At 61.2% G+C, this 16,714-nt stretch carries 16 protein-coding genes; 11 read left to right on the forward strand and 5 right to left on the reverse strand.

What is annotated here, in order from left to right; genetic code table 11:
- The first annotated feature begins 147 nt into the window (after positions 1 to 147).
- On the forward strand, positions 148 to 768 hold the full coding sequence (locus BK667_RS22900; protein ID WP_123511583.1) for a LysE family translocator: 621 nt from the start codon (positions 148 to 150) through the stop codon (positions 766 to 768).
- Positions 769 to 777: 9 nt separating this feature from the next.
- Positions 778 to 1,764 (forward strand): quinone oxidoreductase family protein, encoded by a 987-nt coding sequence (locus BK667_RS22905; RefSeq protein ID WP_123598995.1) that lies wholly within the window; start codon positions 778 to 780, stop codon positions 1,762 to 1,764.
- Positions 1,765 to 1,783: 19 nt separating this feature from the next.
- Here BK667_RS22905 and BK667_RS22910 read toward each other — a convergent pair whose 3' ends face one another.
- Entirely contained in the window at positions 1,784 to 2,665 is an 882-nt protein-coding gene (locus BK667_RS22910) for a LysR family transcriptional regulator (RefSeq protein ID WP_123511579.1), read from the reverse strand.
- A gap of 101 nt (positions 2,666 to 2,766) precedes the next feature.
- Here BK667_RS22910 and BK667_RS22915 point away from each other — a divergent pair, with 101 nt between their 5' ends.
- The 3 genes from BK667_RS22915 to BK667_RS22925 are packed head-to-tail and all read left to right on the forward strand — an operon-like array spanning position 2,767 to position 5,563.
- Complete coding sequence (locus BK667_RS22915; protein WP_185058266.1) at positions 2,767 to 3,903, forward strand: fatty acid desaturase; 1,137 nt, start codon at positions 2,767 to 2,769, stop codon at positions 3,901 to 3,903.
- A gap of 2 nt (positions 3,904 to 3,905) precedes the next feature.
- The gene (locus BK667_RS22920; protein ID WP_123598996.1) at positions 3,906 to 4,361 is read left to right on the forward strand and encodes a cobalamin B12-binding domain-containing protein; all 456 of its coding nucleotides are present in this window, start codon (positions 3,906 to 3,908) and stop codon (positions 4,359 to 4,361) included.
- On the forward strand, positions 4,358 to 5,563 hold the full coding sequence (locus BK667_RS22925) for a methylaspartate mutase (protein WP_123598997.1): 1,206 nt from the start codon (positions 4,358 to 4,360) through the stop codon (positions 5,561 to 5,563). Before BK667_RS22920 ends, BK667_RS22925 begins: the two co-directional genes overlap by 4 nt.
- A gap of 121 nt (positions 5,564 to 5,684) precedes the next feature.
- Here the strand turns inward: BK667_RS22925 and BK667_RS22930 are convergent, their stop codons facing one another.
- Positions 5,685 to 6,020 carry a hypothetical protein gene (locus BK667_RS22930; protein WP_123511573.1) on the reverse strand — a complete coding sequence of 112 codons (336 nt, stop codon included), beginning with the start codon at positions 6,018 to 6,020 and terminating at the stop codon, positions 5,685 to 5,687.
- A gap of 96 nt (positions 6,021 to 6,116) precedes the next feature.
- Positions 6,117 to 6,995 carry a putrescine utilization regulator PtrR gene (ptrR, locus tag BK667_RS22935; protein WP_123511571.1) on the reverse strand — a complete coding sequence of 293 codons (879 nt, stop codon included), beginning with the start codon at positions 6,993 to 6,995 and terminating at the stop codon, positions 6,117 to 6,119.
- Positions 6,996 to 7,095: 100 nt separating this feature from the next.
- On the opposite strand from ptrR, the gene BK667_RS22940 reads away from it, so the two are divergent.
- The gene (locus tag BK667_RS22940) at positions 7,096 to 8,487 is read left to right on the forward strand and encodes an aldehyde dehydrogenase family protein (RefSeq protein ID WP_123598998.1); all 1,392 of its coding nucleotides are present in this window, start codon (positions 7,096 to 7,098) and stop codon (positions 8,485 to 8,487) included.
- 43 nt (positions 8,488 to 8,530) lie between these two features.
- On the opposite strand, the gene BK667_RS22945 is transcribed toward BK667_RS22940, so the two are convergent.
- The gene (locus BK667_RS22945; protein WP_375539184.1) at positions 8,531 to 9,445 is read right to left on the reverse strand and encodes a GNAT family N-acetyltransferase; all 915 of its coding nucleotides are present in this window, start codon (positions 9,443 to 9,445) and stop codon (positions 8,531 to 8,533) included.
- Positions 9,446 to 9,672: 227 nt separating this feature from the next.
- Here BK667_RS22945 and BK667_RS22950 point away from each other — a divergent pair, with 227 nt between their 5' ends.
- Positions 9,673 to 9,978, forward strand: a complete 306-nt coding sequence (locus BK667_RS22950) for a panthothenate synthetase (RefSeq protein WP_123511889.1) — start codon at positions 9,673 to 9,675, stop codon at positions 9,976 to 9,978.
- Positions 9,979 to 9,985: 7 nt separating this feature from the next.
- Here the strand turns inward: BK667_RS22950 and BK667_RS22955 are convergent, their stop codons facing one another.
- Entirely contained in the window at positions 9,986 to 11,407 is a 1,422-nt protein-coding gene (locus BK667_RS22955; RefSeq protein ID WP_123599000.1) for an MFS transporter, read from the reverse strand.
- Between the two features lie 140 nt (positions 11,408 to 11,547).
- On the opposite strand from BK667_RS22955, the gene BK667_RS22960 reads away from it, so the two are divergent.
- The 4 genes from BK667_RS22960 (at position 11,548) to kdpB (ending at position 16,709) form a co-directional block, all read left to right on the forward strand.
- Positions 11,548 to 12,453 carry a LysR family transcriptional regulator gene (locus BK667_RS22960; protein ID WP_123599001.1) on the forward strand — a complete coding sequence of 302 codons (906 nt, stop codon included), beginning with the start codon at positions 11,548 to 11,550 and terminating at the stop codon, positions 12,451 to 12,453.
- Positions 12,454 to 12,758: 305 nt separating this feature from the next.
- Complete coding sequence (kdpF, locus tag BK667_RS22965) at positions 12,759 to 12,851, forward strand: K(+)-transporting ATPase subunit F (protein ID WP_123402870.1); 93 nt, start codon at positions 12,759 to 12,761, stop codon at positions 12,849 to 12,851.
- Positions 12,848 to 14,620: a potassium-transporting ATPase subunit KdpA gene (kdpA, locus tag BK667_RS22970; RefSeq protein ID WP_123599002.1), complete on the forward strand. Its 1,773-nt coding sequence runs from the start codon at positions 12,848 to 12,850 to the stop codon at positions 14,618 to 14,620. The genes kdpF and kdpA overlap by 4 nt, the downstream gene beginning before the upstream one ends.
- A 10-nt stretch (positions 14,621 to 14,630) precedes the next feature.
- A complete protein-coding gene (gene kdpB, locus BK667_RS22975) occupies positions 14,631 to 16,709 on the forward strand; it encodes a potassium-transporting ATPase subunit KdpB (protein ID WP_123599003.1) in 2,079 nt (692 codons plus the stop codon).
- The last annotated feature ends 5 nt before the right edge of the window (positions 16,710 to 16,714 follow it).

The following is a 16,714-nucleotide window of genomic DNA, read 5'->3' on the forward strand; positions in this document are numbered from 1 at the left end:
CAAAAGCGCCAGTGGCGACACGCCGCGCAAGCCGTGATCTTCCCCCCAATTCTGAAAAATCGCTTTGCGTTCTTGGCCATAACCTTAACAGCAGCCGCGAATTAGACTGGCTCCCGTGCAGTCCGCGCCGCTATTAAGGAAGAGAACGTGCAAGACATTTTCAGTATCAACTGGCTGCTTTGGCTGTCCACCATGGCGCCGCTGACCCTGAGTGCCGGCCCCGGCAACCTGATGGTGGCGACCTCTGGCGCACAGAGCGGTGTTCGTCGCTCGGTCCGGTTTATCGTCGGGCTCGATATCACCTACTTCTTGCTCGCGGTACTGGTCGGTTTGGGGCTTTATCACACGCTGATGAACAACCCGACACTGGTTTGGGTACTGCAAGTGGTCGGCAGCTTTTACATCCTGTGGTTGGGCGTCCGGCTGTTGCGTCGTCCTTTGAAAGCCCCCGACGACAAGACTCTGCACCTGCAATTTCGCGACGGCATCGTTGTGCAACTGGGCAACGTGCAAGGCATCGTGATGTTGCTGGTGATGTTCTCCACATTTGTGCCCTCCGGCGACACCAGCAGCAGCGTCGTGCTGATCCTCAGCGCCGCCCTGATCTCGCTGAATTTTTTCTCCCATGTCATCTGGGTATCGATGGGCTCGACGGTCCAGAAACTGATCCGGGCACGGCCCCGACTGCTCGCCTTTCAGAACGCGGTCTTCGGGCTGATGCTGATCGCCGTGGCGATCTGGATTTTCCTGCGTACCGGCCCGCTATAAGGAGCACCCATGACCCGCGCCTATGGAATAGTTTTCGCCGCCCCCGGAGAGCCGGAAGTCCTTGAACTGCGCGAATATGAACTGCGCGCCCCCGGCCCTGGAGAGATCACCGTTGCCATCGAAGCCGCAGGTGTGAACTTCACTGATCTGCACCGTCGCTCTGGCGCACTGGAGGACGGCTCGCTCTTTCCCCGGGGCATTGGAATGGAAGGCGCGGGCCGCGTCGTCGAATGTGGACGGCAAGTGCATGGCTTTGCACCCGGTGACCGCGTGGCGTTCGTCGATAGTTCGACGGGAAGCTATGCCAGCCATGCGGTGCTGCCGGCCGTACGGGCGATCCGTCTGCCCGATGACGTGCCGAGCGATCTCGCCGCGTCATTGATGTTCAAGGGATTGACCGCCGAATACCTGACCCATCGCTGCGTCCCCCTCAAACCTGATGACTGGGTGGTCTGGCACGCCGCGGCCGGCGGGGTCGGCAGTATTGCCACTGGCTGGCTGGTTGCACGGGGGGTGCGCGTCATTGGCCTCGCTTCGACCGAAGCCAAAAGGCGCCAGGTGCTGAACGCCGGCTGCATCGCGGCCCTCGACCCCGAAGCGCCGGCTGCGCTGGCGTATATTCTTGATTTGACCGAGGGCAAGGGCGCGCACATCGTGTTCGACTCCGTCGGCAGCGCCACCGTGGAGATGTCACTGGCCAGCTTGCGACAACGGGGTCACCTGGTGCTGTTTGGCAACGCCTCGGGCGACGTGACCGGTTTCAATCTGTCGCGTCTGGGCCAACTGGGCTCATTGCATGTGACACGACCGTCCTTGAAACACTACATCGGCCAGAACAGTGATCTCGCCGCCGCTTCGGCCCATGTGCTCCTGGCGTTGGCCGACGGTGTGATCCGGCCACCCCAGGTGACACGCTTGCCGCTTTGCGAAGCCGCACAGGCCCATCACATCGTCGAAGCCCGACAAACCCAAGGCTCGCTGATCCTCGTGCCCTGATCACCCGGCACAACGACCATCAGGGTGTGTCGGTCGTTCTGCTGTGGAACAGCCCCGTCAGATAATCCACCACCCGATCAACCCGGCCGATGCCCTGGGTCGCCTGATTGCGCAACAGCCAGATCTCGGAACGACGCGAGGGCTTGTCAGCCAGCACCTGACGCAGCCCCAGGTGATGCCCGACATAAGCAGGCAGCGCGGCGATGCCAAGGTTCGCTTCGACGGCCTTGAGCTGGGCATTGAGGTTGGACACTCGCATCCAGAGTTTTTGGTCGCCGCTCACTTCTCTCAGCCACCGGGCGAGCGGCATGTAGGACATTTCCTCGGTCCAGCCGATCAGATAGTGGTGCTTCAACTCGGCAGCCTCCGTTGGCAGGCCATAGACAGCGGCATAGCCTTCGGAACAGAACAGGCTCTGCACCAGCGTGCCGACCCGGCGCATGGTGAAGTTGCCGTTATCGGGCCGGTGCAATCGGATAATGATGTCGCTCTGGCTTTGCGTCAGCTTTGACGACACCGCCGAATTCATGAAGTCGAAGCCGATCCCGGGGTACTGATCGCGAAACTCGGTCAGCCCGGGAATGATCAAGTGCGTGCCCATCAACTCCGGGCAATCGATGCGCACCTGCCCCGCCATCCGTTCGCTTGGCTGCGACATCTGCCGTTCAATCAGTTTGAAGCGTTCCTCGGACTCCAGCGCCAGGGGCAACAACGCCCTTCCGGCTTCGGTCAGGAAGTAGCCGTTGGTCTTCTTCAGAAACAACACCGTACTCAGCGATTCCTCCAGCCCGGCAATCCGTCGCGACACCGTCGATGCCGAGACTCTCAGGGCGTTCCCCGCCTCAGTCACGTTGTTCGATTTTGCGACAAAGATAAAAACCTTCAGATCGTCCCAGTTCATGACATATCCAAAAATGGAAAACCGATCTCCACCTATTTCCATTCGAAATAAAGGGAGGTCACGTTAATTTTTTCGCATCGAGCAAAACTGAGGATACGCAGATGATACGTAACTCGATGCGCGCCCTTCCAGGGTTCATGCAGCCATTCTTGAGCTGGCTGACGGCCAAGCCTTTACCTGAAGATATCAATCAGGTTCGTCCGTTGAAACCGGTTCACCATATTCTTGTGTCAGCAGGATTAATAGCACTCGGCGTGGTGGTGGCCGGCGTCGGTGACCTGCAGGGCAGCCTTGCCCTATGGTTGTCAGGATTTGTCGTGGCCACCGGTGGTATCAAACAGATGCAAGTCATGATCTGCCACAACTGCGCCCACGACATGGTGTTTGAACAGCGTGAGCTGAATCTTCGAGTGGGCCGGCTTATCTCTGGCGTACTCATGCTCAAGCCGTTCGATATCTATAAGAAAGAACATGCGTTGCATCACAGCTCCAAAACCCTGCTGACCGACGATGACGACACACTCTCCTACCTGCAAGGCGTGGTGGGGTTGAAGCCTTCCGACAGCACCGCCGTCATGTGGGTCAAACTGGTGACCACCGCGCTGTCCCCGCTGGTGATGCTGCGCTCTGCCTGGGGGCGTTTGAAGGCGACGGTCACCGCGCCGAACAGACCCGTGTCGGCATTCACGCTGATCTTCTGGGCGACCACCGCATTACTGGCCGCAGCCGTCGGGCACTTCGAGCTCTTTGTGATGGCGTGGGTGATTCCGGTGTTCGCCGGTTATCACATCAGCACCACGTTTCGCCTGGCGGCCGAGCACACCTGGCCCAGCATCGATGTACTGGAGCGGCGCGGTATCGACTTCATTTGTGAAAGCACGACCGGGGTGTTTATCGGCGAAGCGCTGCGCATACCGGAAGGTGCCGGTGGGGTTCGACGCTGGGCTCATATCGGCCTGTGGCTGATCAAGATGCTGGGTTTCCACTTGTTTATCCGCCTGTTCGTCATGGTCGGCGATACGCCGTGTCACGACTTCCATCACCGGCGCCCACGATCGAAAGACTGGCCCAACTACGTGACGGCACGAGAGCGGGACAGGATCGACGGCTCTCAACCCTTTCCCAGTAACTACACCGACCACTGGGGATACATCAACGCCGTCACCACCAACTTCCGCAACTTCCAGCAGGCACTTCCGTATTACGCAAACCGGTTTGCTCCATCAAAGGGTTTTTAATCATGGCGTTCAACAAAACTGTTCTTCTTGCGACTGTTCCCTCGGACTCCCATAGCTGGAACCTGGTGTTCATGGAATTCCTGCTCACTGACTTTGGCTACAAGGTCGACAACATGGGCCCCAATACGCCGATGGATGAGGTGATCGAACGGCTCAATCGCGGCGGTTGCGCGATGGTCGTGGTGAGCACCGTCAACGGTCATGGCTACATCGAAGGTGCTGAACTCGCCCGACGCATCCGCCGCGAAGCGAATCATGCCGAGGCGCTGTATATCGGCGGCAAGATCTGCACCGAAAACGACGCCCGGACCATAGCCCGGCACAGCGATACCTTGAAGAGCGCGGGATTCGACGGCGTCTTCGACGACAGCGTGGCGAACAGTTTTGATGCCTTTCAGGAACTGGTCACCGCACAGCTGTACCCGACGTACAACCTGGAAAAACGGGCCGCCCGATGATCGACTTCAACCGCCACGTCCTTGAACGGTACGACGCACTCGGCCCGGTCCTCCAGCCGCGAATGGGTTTCAGCTGCCCGGCCCGGATGCAGGCCGGACTGGAAGCCACCGCAGCCAGCCGCGCGAATACCGTGTGCACCATCACCCTCGATGCCTTCACTCGGGTGAAGAATCTCGACGCGGCGCAGCGGGCCATCGATGGCGACGCCATGCTCAACGGCTATCCGATCGTCAACCATCCGGCGGCCCAGACCCGCGCCATGCTCGATCAGATTGATGCCCGCTATCGACTGCCGGTGCAGATTCGTCATGGCTCTCCCGATCCGCTGCACATTTTTCAGCGCATGGTCGAAATCGGTTCGGCCACCACCGAGGGCGGGCCGCTTTCCTATTGCCTGCCCTACAGCCGTACGCCGTTGCGCCAGGCATTTGGTCATTGGGAAAAAGCCTGTCAGGTGCTGGCCGGCGGTGTCGAACACAGCCATATCGAAAGCTTCGCCGGTTGCATGATGGGGCAGATGTGCGACCCGGCCATCCTGGTCGCACTCAACATCCTTGAAGGCCTGTTTTTGCGCGCTCACGGGATCAAGACCTTGTCCTTTTCCTACGCCCAGGGCACCTCTCCCGTACAGGACCGTGCGGCGGTGATGGCCCTGCAGCAACTCGCCGCCGAGTTTTTTGCGCCGGGCAGCTATCACTTCGTGGGGTATGTGTTCATGGGCTTTTTTCCGCGAACCCTGGGTGGGTTCTGCCGGATAACCGGGGACGCACTAGGCATGATTCGCGCCACCGGCGTGCAACGGGTGATCATCAAGACCCCGGTGGAATCGCGCCGCATTCCCCGGATCGAGGAGAACATTGCCGCGCTGGAATATGCCGATTACTGCCTGCGCACCGATGGCGTGCTGCCGGACATTCCGTTCGACGGGCAAGAACATGCACGCATCATCAACGCCGCGAAACGCCTGATCAAAGGGACGCTGGAGCGGGATGCCAACCTGTCCGAAGCGATCCTCGGCGCCTTCGACAGTGGTTTCCTGTCGATTCCCTACTGCCTGCACCCGGACAACAAACGGGGCGCCGGCACCGTGGTCACCGCGCAAAACTATTACCACGGGTTCGAGGGCGAGCGCGTTGAAAATGCCTTCTCGTTCCTCGCGGCGCTGCGGCACAACATCCGCACCTACGATGCAGTGCTCTGAAGCCTGAACACCACTCTCCATGTGGGAGCGAGCTTGCTCGCGATGGCGGACTGTCAGCCAACAGAGATGTTGAATGTCAGTTCCTCATCGCGAGCAAGCTCGCTCCCACAGGTATTGCGTCTTACTGAACGTTATTCAGTTTGATCACATCACCCGAAACCTTGGTGGTGTAACCGGTCAGGACGTAGGCCCAGAACCAGTTTTCCTGCACTTGGGTGTTGATCATGGCATCGCCGCCCTTGGCTTTGATTGCCGCGTCTTGGGCACGAATAAAACGGTTGTTGTGCTTGATCGGGATGCAGCCAAACAGCAGCATGCCGGTGGCCGTGGCTTCACTGTGGCCCAGGACAGTGTATTGGCTGCTGTCGTAGTGCTGGGTTTTCATCGGGGCGCCGGTGCAACCCGCCAGAACCAGACCGAACATTGCAACGGCGACCATTTTGCTGAGGTAATTCACTGTGTAACTCCATTAGAAAACGCCTGGGATCCGTCTCCCAAGCGGCGCGTACTCTAACGAAGGTGATGGCTAATAGATATCACTTTCTGGCAACTTTCAGACCGCTGCCTGCACTACGCCCCGCTCTTCCAGCAAGCGCACAAACATGGTCAGGCTTTGCGACACGGTGCCCCGGCGCCACACCAGCCAGGTGCGCAAATAACGGAAAGATTCCGACAGCGGCCAGATGCTCACTGTGGTGCAGCCGGGCATGCTTTCGAGCATGCTGCGGGGCATCAGCGCCAACCCTGCCCCGGCACTGACGCAGGCCAGCATGCCGTGATAGGACTCCATCTCGAAAATCTTGCCGGGCACCGAGGCATCCTTGGTGAACCAGCTTTCGAAGTGGTGTCGATAGGAACAGTTGGCGCGGAAGGCATAGATGTTCTCGCCGTTGACGTCTTGCGCCCGATGGATCGGGGCGTGATTGAGCGGTGCAATCAGCACCATTTCTTCCTCGAACGCCGGCACGCCTTCGAGTGCCGGGTGCAGGACTGGTCCGTCGACAAACGCAGCGGCCAGTCGTCCCGACAGCACGCCGTCGATCATGGTGCCGGAAGGCCCGGTGGACAGGTCCAGTTCGACCTTGGCGTGCTTCTGGTTGTAAGCGGCCAACAACTCCGGAATCCGCACCGCCGCTGTGCTCTCCAGTGATCCCAAGGGAAACGATCCCTGGGGTTCCTCGCCCGCGACCGTCGCCCGGGCCTCAATCACCAGGTCGAGGATACGCCGGGCATAGTCGAGAAAACTCCACCCAGCCGGCGACAGGCGCAAGCGGCTTTTCTCGCGGATAAACAGATCCACGCCCAGATCCTGTTCCAGTTGCTTGATCCGCGTTGTCAGGTTCGACGGCACCCGGTGGATGTGTTGAGCGGCCGCACTGATGCTGCCGTGCTCGGCGACAGCCTTGAAAATCTCGAGCTGGACCAGATCCAAGTCATTCTCCAAACGTGAACGATAGGCTCAGTATTATTCAGTTTCCAGAAAACAACCACCCCCGTAACCTGAGCACATACCCACCCAGCAGGACGGTGCCATGACCCAGGTTTCCAGTCTCACCCATGCCATTTCGATCAATCCCGTCAGCGGCGAGCAGATCGGCCACTACCCTTTCGAATCCGCCGCGGCACTGGACGCCGCCCTCGCCCGTGCCGCCGCTGGGTTCAAGGTCTGGCGTCGCACGCCGGTCGATCAGCGCGCGCAATCGCTGATCGCCCTGGCTCAGGCACTGCGCGACGACGCACAAAAACTGGCGCACATGATCACCCTGGAAATGGGCAAGCCAATCAACCAGGCGCGCGGCGAAATCGAAAAGTGTGCGCAACTTTGCGAGTGGTACGCCGAACACGGTCCCGCCATGCTGACCGCCGAGCCAACGCTGGTTGAAGGTGGCAAGGCGCGCATCGAATACCGCCCGCTGGGCCCGATTCTCGCGGTGATGCCGTGGAACTTCCCGATCTGGCAGGTGCTGCGGGGTGCCGTTCCGGCGTTGATCGCCGGCAACACCTACGTCCTCAAGCACGCGCCCAACGTGATGGGTTGCGCTTATCTGCTGCGCGATGCCCTGCAACGCGCCGGGTTTACCGAAGGTGTGTTTGAAGTCATCAACGTCACACCGGACGGCGTTTCCACGGCGATTGCGGATCCGCGCATCGCCGCCGTGACGCTCACCGGCAGTGTGCGCGCCGGCATGGCCATCGGCGCTCAGGCCGGCGCTGCCTTGAAGAAGTGCGTCCTGGAACTCGGCGGCTCCGATCCGTTCATTGTGCTGAACGATGCCGACCTCGACGATGCGGTCAAAGCGGCGGTGATTGGCCGTTACCAGAACACCGGGCAAGTCTGCGCAGCCGCCAAGCGCCTGATTGTCGAGCAAGGCGTTGTCGAGGAATTCACGCGCAAGTTTGTCGAAGCGACTCGCCAGCTGGTGGTCGGCGATCCACTGTCCACCGACACGTACATCGGCCCCATGGCCCGTTTTGATCTGCGTGATGAGCTGGACCAACAGGTGCGCGATACCCTGGAAGAAGGCGCGACCTTGCTGCTGGGCGGCCAAAAGGCCGAAGGCCCTGGCAACTTCTACGAGCCTACCGTGTTCAGCAATGTCACCGACCAGATGACCTCGTTCAAGCAGGAACTGTTTGGCCCGGTGGCCTCGATCATTACCGCGCGGGATGCCGAGCATGCACTGGCACTGGCCAATGACAGCGACTTCGGGCTGACGGCGACGATCTACACCCGCAATCTTGAACTGGCCAAGCAGATAGCCGACGAACTGGAAACCGGTGGCGTGTTCATCAATGGCTACAGCGCCAGCGACCCACGCGTCACCTTCGGCGGCGTGAAGAAAAGCGGGTTTGGCCGTGAGCTGTCGCACTTCGGGGTGCGCGAATTCTGTAATGCGCAAACCGTTTGGCTGGATCGTCGCTGATTGCATCGATAAGCCCGGGGTAATCGAGCCCCGGGCTTTCACTTCAGATTGACGGGGTGCCAGGCCCCGGCCGCACAAACCACTGCCCGGTAATTTTGCCGCCCCACTGCTCTGCCTCGTGCTCCTGCTCCAGGGTGAAGCCGACGTCTTCATACAATTTACGCGCCGCCTCCAGGCCTTTGAACGTCCAGAGCCGCGTTTCACCAAAGCCCCATTCGTCACAGAACTTGATGGCCTCAGCCAACAGGCGTTTGCCGGCGCCTTTGCCCCGTGCGCTGTCATCCAGAATGAAACAGCGCAGCACCGCACCGCCGCCCTCGCCTTCGCCTTCGCCGTCGATGGCAATCGAACCGACGATGCGCTCGCCATCCAGCGCCGCCCACACCTGGTTACGCGGGTTGTGCAGCCGCCCCATCAGTTCGGCCATGTCGGTGGCGACCAGGCTTTCGAACGGCTGACCGAAATTCGCGTATCGGGCGTAGTAACTGGCATGCATTTGCACCATGCGGCCGATGATGCCGGGGCGGTAACCCCGGGCAATTTCCAGTGTTGCCGCGGGCGTTTGTGTACCGAGTCGCTGGGTTTGCAGGGCAACCGCGTAATGACCGAGACCTTCACTCACTGTCTGCTGTTGCACCTCGGTCAAGTGCGCCATGGCCGCGCCGACCCGCTGAGTGGCAAAGGCGTCCACCGCGCACAACGTCTGTCGGCCCTGATCCGTGAGTTGCAGCTTTTTCGAGCGTGCGTCCTGCTCGTTGGGCACTTCTTCGATTTCACCGGCCTCGATGAGTTTGCGCACCATGCGACTGACGCTGGATTTTTCCAGCCCGAGCAGCGCGACCAGTTCCACGGCGGTCAGTGACTCACGGTTCCCCAGCTCCACGATGGTGTGAACGGAGGACGGCGGATAGTCCGTCGCCGCCAGCGTGGCCTGCATAAAGCCCAACTCGCGCACCATCAGGCGTGACGCCCAGCGAACGTGGTTAATCAGGTCTGAATCGATCACGGCGCGCACCTTGTAGAAGACGATCATTTAGTTGTATCGCACAACAAAATAACCGTCAATTGGGGATCGCTGCGGATGACCGTCCGTAACCCTGCCCCGGGCCGCTCTGTTGCTTAACTATCCTTAGTTTGGAGCTGGGATCTTGATAGGGAGCAGCCACTTCAACCGAGAATCGAATGATGAAAATGCTATTGACGGTCGAGTTCCCCCTTGAACCTTTCAACACGCTGGTGCGGGCCGGCAAAGTCGGCGACATCATCGGGCGGGTGCTGGAAAGCCTTAAGCCCGAAACGGTTTACTTCACGGAGCAAGACGGCATGCGCGGCGGGATTTTGCTGATCGACGTGCAGGACGCATCCGAAATCCCGCGATTTTCCGAACCGTTTTTTCTGCACTTCAACGCCAACTGCAAATTCCGTATCGCCATGAGCCCGCAGGATCTGCAAAAGGCCGGGCTGGACGCGCTCGGCAAAACCTGGGGCTGAGGCGCGATCAGGTCGATTTTCGTCCACGACTTGCCAAGGCAATGGCGAGCGCGGCGACGATCAACACGGCGGCCACCGCAAACGTCATGCACATACCGGTGGCGACGGCTTCGGGGGGCGCCGTCGTGATGTCCGTCGTCGCCGAAGCGAAGGCAAACACCGCGCCAATCACCGATGCGCCGGTGATCAGCCCGAGGTTGCGTGACAGGCTGAGCAGGCCAGACATCACACCGCGCTGGTCCGCCGGCACCTCCATCATCACCAGCGTGTTGTTGGCGGCCTGAAAGAGCTGATAGCCAGGGGTCAAGACGACGATGGCAGCGACGTAGCCCGCCAGGCCAAACACCGCCGGGAGCACGGAAAGCGCAATCGACCCCGCCGCCATCGCGATCAGCCCGACGATCACCATCAGCGGCGCACCAAAACGATCAACCACACGCCCCGCCGGAAAGCCGCTCAGTGCCGAGATGATCGGGCCGATGGACATCACCACACCGACAACCGCCAGGTTGAGCCCCAAGCCGCGAGACAGGTAAAACGGCCCGACCACCAGCGTCGCCATCATCACCGTTGAAACGAACAGGTTGCTGACCAGGCTCCCGCTCAGGGATACATCACGGAACATCCCCAGGCGAATCAACGGTGAGGCCACCCTCCCTTCGACGAAAACGAACAGGCCGACACCCGCGACGGCCGCCAGCAGCAGCGCCGCATTGAGCGCAGCAAAACTGCCGCGCCCCAAGGTCATGGCGAGTGCATACGCCGCGAGCGTCAGCGCCAACACCAAAGTACCCAGAGGGTCGAAACCGTTACGGCCGGTTTTCGGCTTGCATTGATCGGCAGGCAGGTAACGCCAGGCCAGCGCGAATGTCAGAATCCCCAACGGTACGTTGATCAGGAACATCGACTGCCACCCGAGGCCGGCAATCAGCACGCCGCCCAGTGATGGACCCAGCGCCGTGCCAATTGCCGACATCGTCCCGAGCAATCCCATGGCGCTACCGGTTTTGGCCTTCGGCACTGTCTCACCGATAAACGCGATGGTCAGCGCCATCATGATTGCGGCGCCAAGGCCCTGAACCGCGCGGGCGGCAATCAACAGCGAAAGCCTGGGCGCCAGACCGCACAACGCGCAGGCCAGCGTGAACAAAAGGATACCGATCAGCAGCAAGCGGCGACGGCCCATGAGGTCGCCGAGCCGTCCAACGCTGACGATCAAAGTGGTGATCGCCAGCAGGTACGCGAGGACGATCCACTGCACGTGCTGAAAGGACGCGCCAAACACTTGCGCCAACGTCGGCAATCCGACATTGGCGATGCTGGTGCCCAGCGATGACAGCAACATCGACAGTGACAGGCTGGCAAGCACCCAGCGCACCGAAGCTGTCCGTGGCGCAGTGACGGCGCAAGTTTGATGGGGTTGAGTCATGAATGCTCCTGGGCTGGCGACTCCCGAACGGAGCTGTGAAAAGCCTACGGCGTCGGCTGGCAAGGCGGAAGACGCACCATTTGCACATTACTTGTGCGTCTGACGCGCTATCCCGATGACGCCTGTGCTACCGTCGAACCATGTCGATGCCCGATCTCAACTTGCTTATTACCCTCGATGTTCTGCTCGCAGAAGGCAGCGTCACGCGTGCGGCCCAGCGCCTGCGACTGAGCCCGTCGGCCATGAGCCGAGCGTTGGCGCGCTTGCGTGAAACCACCGGGGATCCGCTGCTGGTCAGGGCCGGTCGCGGCCTCGTGCCCACGCCCAGGGCACTCGAACTGCGCGAACGGGTCAGTCAACTGGTGCAGGACGCCGAAGCGGTGCTGCGTCCCGTCGAGCAGCTCAATCTGAAACAACTGGTGCGCACCTTCACCGTGCGCACCAGTGACGGTTTTGTCGAAACCTTCGGCCCGGATCTGCTGGCTCGCATCAGCGAAGAAGCGCCGGGCGTGCGGCTGCTGTTCGTGCAGAAACCGAACAAGGACAGCACGCCACTGCGCGACGGAACTGTGGACATGGAAACCGGCGTGGTCGGATCGACGATGGCGCCGGAAGTACGCACACAAGCACTGTTCAGGGATCGTTTCATTGGCGTTGTGCGCCGGGAACATCCGCTGAGCGAAGGCGACATCACCGCCGCCCGTTATGCGGCCGGTCGGCACGTCGGTGTATCGAGACGAGGCCTGGAAAAAGGCCCGACGGCCATTGATGACGCCTTGAAGGCACTCGGGCTGGAACGGGAAATCGTCACCCTTGTTGGCGGTTTTTCCACCGCCCTGGCACTCGTCCGCGCCTGCGACCTGATCGCCAGCGTTCCCGAACGGCACACCACCAGCCTGCGTGCCGGGTTGCACAGTTTTGCCCTGCCGTTGTCGATCCCGCCGATCACCGTGTCCTTGTTCTGGCATCCACGCCTGGACGCCGACCCGGCGCATCGCTGGTTGCGCGGGTGTATTCGGGATGTGTGTGCCGAGGCACTGATCTAGCCCAACACACACAATCACTGTGGGAGCGAGCCTGCTCGCGAAGGCGGTGTGTCAGTCAAAGTTTATGGCGACTGACACGCCCTCTTCGCGAGCAGGCTCGCTCCCACAGGGATTGCAGTGGTCTTTATAAGATCTTTATTCCCCGGCCCCCAATCCTGATAACAACTTTCCAGGCATCTCTCTAGGCTTTTCCTCATAGCGGGAGGAAACGCCATGGACTTCATCTTTGTGGTACTCGGTGCTCTGTTTTTCATCAGCCTGATCGGCCTGGCTCGGGGCTGTGCGGCGTTAAACAGGAGACGGTCATGACAGGCTTCTATCTGTTCGGCGGCATCATCGCGGCGGGGTTGCTGGTGTACCTGGTCGCCGCGCTGTTTTTCCCGGAGGACTTCCTATGACCACTCAAGCCTGGATCCTCCTCGGGGCCTTTTTGCTGGTGCTCGGTTTGTTGGCCTGGCCGCTCGGGCGTTGGTTGACCACCGTGATGGAGGGTCGATTTGCCCTCGGCGCGCGGATTGAATCGCCGCTGTATCGCCTGGCCGGAGTCACGCCCGAAGCGCAGATGAGCTGGCTGCAATACGCCCTCGCCTTGATCCTGTTCAACGCGTTGGGCTTGCTGTTCGTCTACGCGCTGCAACGCTTGCAAGGTTTCCTGCCGTTCAACCCGCAAGGCTTCGGCGCCGTGACGCCAGACTCCTCATTCAACACCGCCGCCAGTTTCGTCACCAACACCGACTGGCAAGGTTATGGCGGTGAATCGACGATGAGCTACCTGACGCAGATGCTCGCGCTCACGGTGCAGAACTTCCTGTCCGCCGCCACCGGCATCGTGGTAGCCGTGGCGCTGATTCGCGGCTTCGCCCGCCACAGCGCCACCAGCATCGGCAATGCCTGGACCGACCTCACCCGCATCACGTTATGGGTGCTGCTGCCGCTGTCGCTGATTTTTGCGCTGTTCTTCGTCAGCCAAGGGGCGATCCAGAATCTGGATCCCTACAAGGACGTGTCGACGCTGGAAGTCGTGCAATACCAGGCGCCGGTGCTGAACGACGCCGGCCAACCGAAACTCGATGCCCAAGGCAGCCCCGTCACCGTCGCCGCCAGCACCGACAAGCAAACCATCGCCATGGGCCCGGTGGCCTCGCAGGAAGCGATCAAGATGCTCGGCACCAATGGCGGCGGTTTCTTCAATGCCAACTCGGCGCACCCTTACGAAAACCCCACGGCGCTGAGCAATTTCCTCCAGTTGATCGCGATTTTCCTGATCCCGACTGCGCTGTGCTTCGTCTTCGGCCATGTCGTCGGTGATATCCGCCAAGGCTGGGCGTTGCTGGCGACGATGACGATCATCTTTGTGATCGCCGTGATCGCGGTCACTCACTACGAACAACTCGGCAACCCGCAATTTTCCTCGCTGGGCATCGACACGACGGCGGGCAACATGGAGGGCAAGGAACTGCGCTTTGGCATCAGCGCCTCCAGTCTTTTCGCCGCCGTGACCACCGCCGCCTCCTGCGGTGCGGTCAACGCCATGCACGACTCGTTCACCCCGCTGGGCGGCGCGGTGCCGCTGGTGTTGATGCAACTGGGCGAAGTGGTGTTCGGCGGCACTGGCTCGGGCCTGTACGGCATGTTGGTGTTCGCGATTCTGGCGGTGTTTATCGCCGGTTTGATGATCGGCCGCACGCCGGAATACCTGGGCAAGAAGATCGAAGCCTACGAGATGAAAATGGTCGCCATCGCGATTCTGGTGACGCCATTGCTGGTGCTGTTCGGCACCGCCATCGCGGTCATGGCCGAGGCCGGACGGCTGGGAATTGCCAACCCCGGCGCCCACGGTTTTTCGGAAATCCTCTACGCCTTCAGCTCGGCCGCCAACAACAACGGCAGCGCCTTCGCCGGGCTGTCGGCCAACACCCCGTTCTACAACACGATGCTGGCGATCGTCGCCTGGTTCGGCCGCTTCGGCGTGATCGTCCCGGTGCTCGCCATCGCCGGCAGCCTGGCGGCGAAGAAACGCCTGGCAGTCACCGGCGGCACCATGCCCACCCACGGCATGCTGTTTGTGGCGCTGCTGATCGGCACGGTGTTGCTGGTCGGCTTGCTCAACTACGTGCCGGCACTCGCCCTCGGGCCTGTCGTCGAACACCTCAACCTGATCAAGTGAGACCACGAACATGACACGCAAAGCGTTCTCCTTGTTCGACCCGAAACTCATCACCCCGGCGATGGTCGAGTCCGTGCGCAAACTCAGCCCCAAAATCCAGTGGCGCAACCCGGTGATGTTCGTCGTCTACATCGGCGCGATCATCACCAGTGCCTTGTGGGTCCAGGCCTTGCGCGGCCAGGGTGAGGCCAGCGCCGGGTTTATCCTCGCGATTGCCCTGTGGCTGTGGTTCACCGTGCTGTTCGCCAACTTCGCCGAAGCCCTGGCCGAGGGTCGCAGCAAGGCCCAGGCCGCCTCGCTACGGGACCTGAAAAAGGAAACCTGGGCCAAGAAACTGCGCGAACCGCACTACGGCGCCGAGTGGCAATTGGCGCAATCGAGCGGCTTGTGCAAAGGCGATGTGGTGGTGGTCGAGGCCGGCGATCTGGGTGACTCGATCATCCCCGCCGACGGCGAAATCATCGAAGGCGCGGCCTCGGTGGACGAATCAGCGATCACCGGCGAATCGGCCCCGGTAATCCGCGAGTGTGGCGGCGACTTCTCCGCCGTAACCGGTGGCACCCGGGTGCTCTCGGACTGGATCGTGGTGCGCGTCACCACCAACCCCGGCGAAACCTTCGTCGACCGTATGATCGCCATGGTCGAGAACGCCAAACGGCAAAAGACCCCGAATGAAATCGCCTTGTCGATCCTGCTGGTGGCGCTGACCATCGTGTTCCTCGGCGTCACCGTGACGCTGCTGCCCTTCTCGCTGTTCGGGGTCGCGGTGGCCCAGGCCGGGACGCCGGTTTCGATCACCGTACTGATCTCGCTGCTGGTGTGCCTGATCCCCACCACGATTGCCGGCCTGCTGTCGGCGGTCGGTGTCGCAGGCATGAGCCGCATGATGGAGGCCAATGTCATCGCCACCTCTGGGCGTGCCGTGGAGGCCGCCGGTGACGTAGACGTTCTGCTGCTCGACAAGACCGGCACCATCACCCTCGGCAACCGTCACGCCTCGGCGTTTTTACCCGCGCCGGGGATCAAGGAAGCAGACCTGGTGGACGTGGCGCAACTCGCCTCCCTCGCCGACGAAACCCCCGAAGGCCGCAGCATCGTGGTGCTGGCCAAACAACGCTTCAACCTGCGTGAACGTGACATCGCCGCGCTCGACGCCCACTTCGTCCACTTCTCGGCCCAGACCCGCATGAGCGGCGTCGACATGGGCACGCGCCAACTGCGCAAGGGCGCCGGCGAAGCGATCCTGCGCCACGTCCAAAGCCTGGGCGGGCACTTCCCGGACGCGGTGCAAACCATCGTCGAAGACGTGGCCCGTCGGGGCAGCACGCCGCTGGTGGTGGCTGACGACGCCAAGGTGTTGGGCGTGATCGAACTCAAGGACATCGTCAAGGGCGGGATCAAGGAACGTTTTGTCGAACTGCGGCGCATGGGCATCAAGACCGTGATGGTCACCGGCGACAACCGCGTCACCGCCGCCGCCATCGCCGCCGAGGCCGGGGTCGATGACTTCCTCGCGGAAGCCACGCCGGAACAGAAACTCGAACTGATCCGCCGCTACCAGGCCGAGGGCCGTTTGGTGGCGATGACCGGCGACGGCACCAACGATGCCCCGGCGCTGGCCCAGGCCGATGTTGCGGTGGCGATGAACTCTGGGACGCAAGCGGCCAAGGAAGCCGGGAACATGGTCGATCTGGACAGCAACCCGACGAAGCTGATCGAGGTGGTGGAAACCGGTAAACAGATGCTGATGACCCGGGGCTCGCTGACCACGTTCTCGATTGCCAACGACGTGGCCAAGTATTTCGCCATCGTGCCGGCGGCGTTCGTCACCACCTATCCGTCGCTGGCGGCGCTGAACATCATGGGGCTGACCAGCCCGAATTCCGCGGTGCTGTCGGCGGTGATTTTCAATGCGCTGATCATTATTTTCCTGATTCCCCTGGCGCTCAAAGGCGTGAAATACCGCCCGGTCGGCGCGGCTCTGCTGCTGCGGCGCAACCTGCTGATCTATGGGCTGGGCGGGGTCGTTGTTCCATTCATTGGCATCAAAATCATCGATATGGCGCTCGCCGCTGTCGGTCTGGTTTGAGGGAG

It is taken from the genome of Pseudomonas frederiksbergensis (assembly GCF_003732705.1).
Classification (GTDB): Bacteria; Pseudomonadota; Gammaproteobacteria; order Pseudomonadales; family Pseudomonadaceae; genus Aquipseudomonas; species Aquipseudomonas frederiksbergensis_F.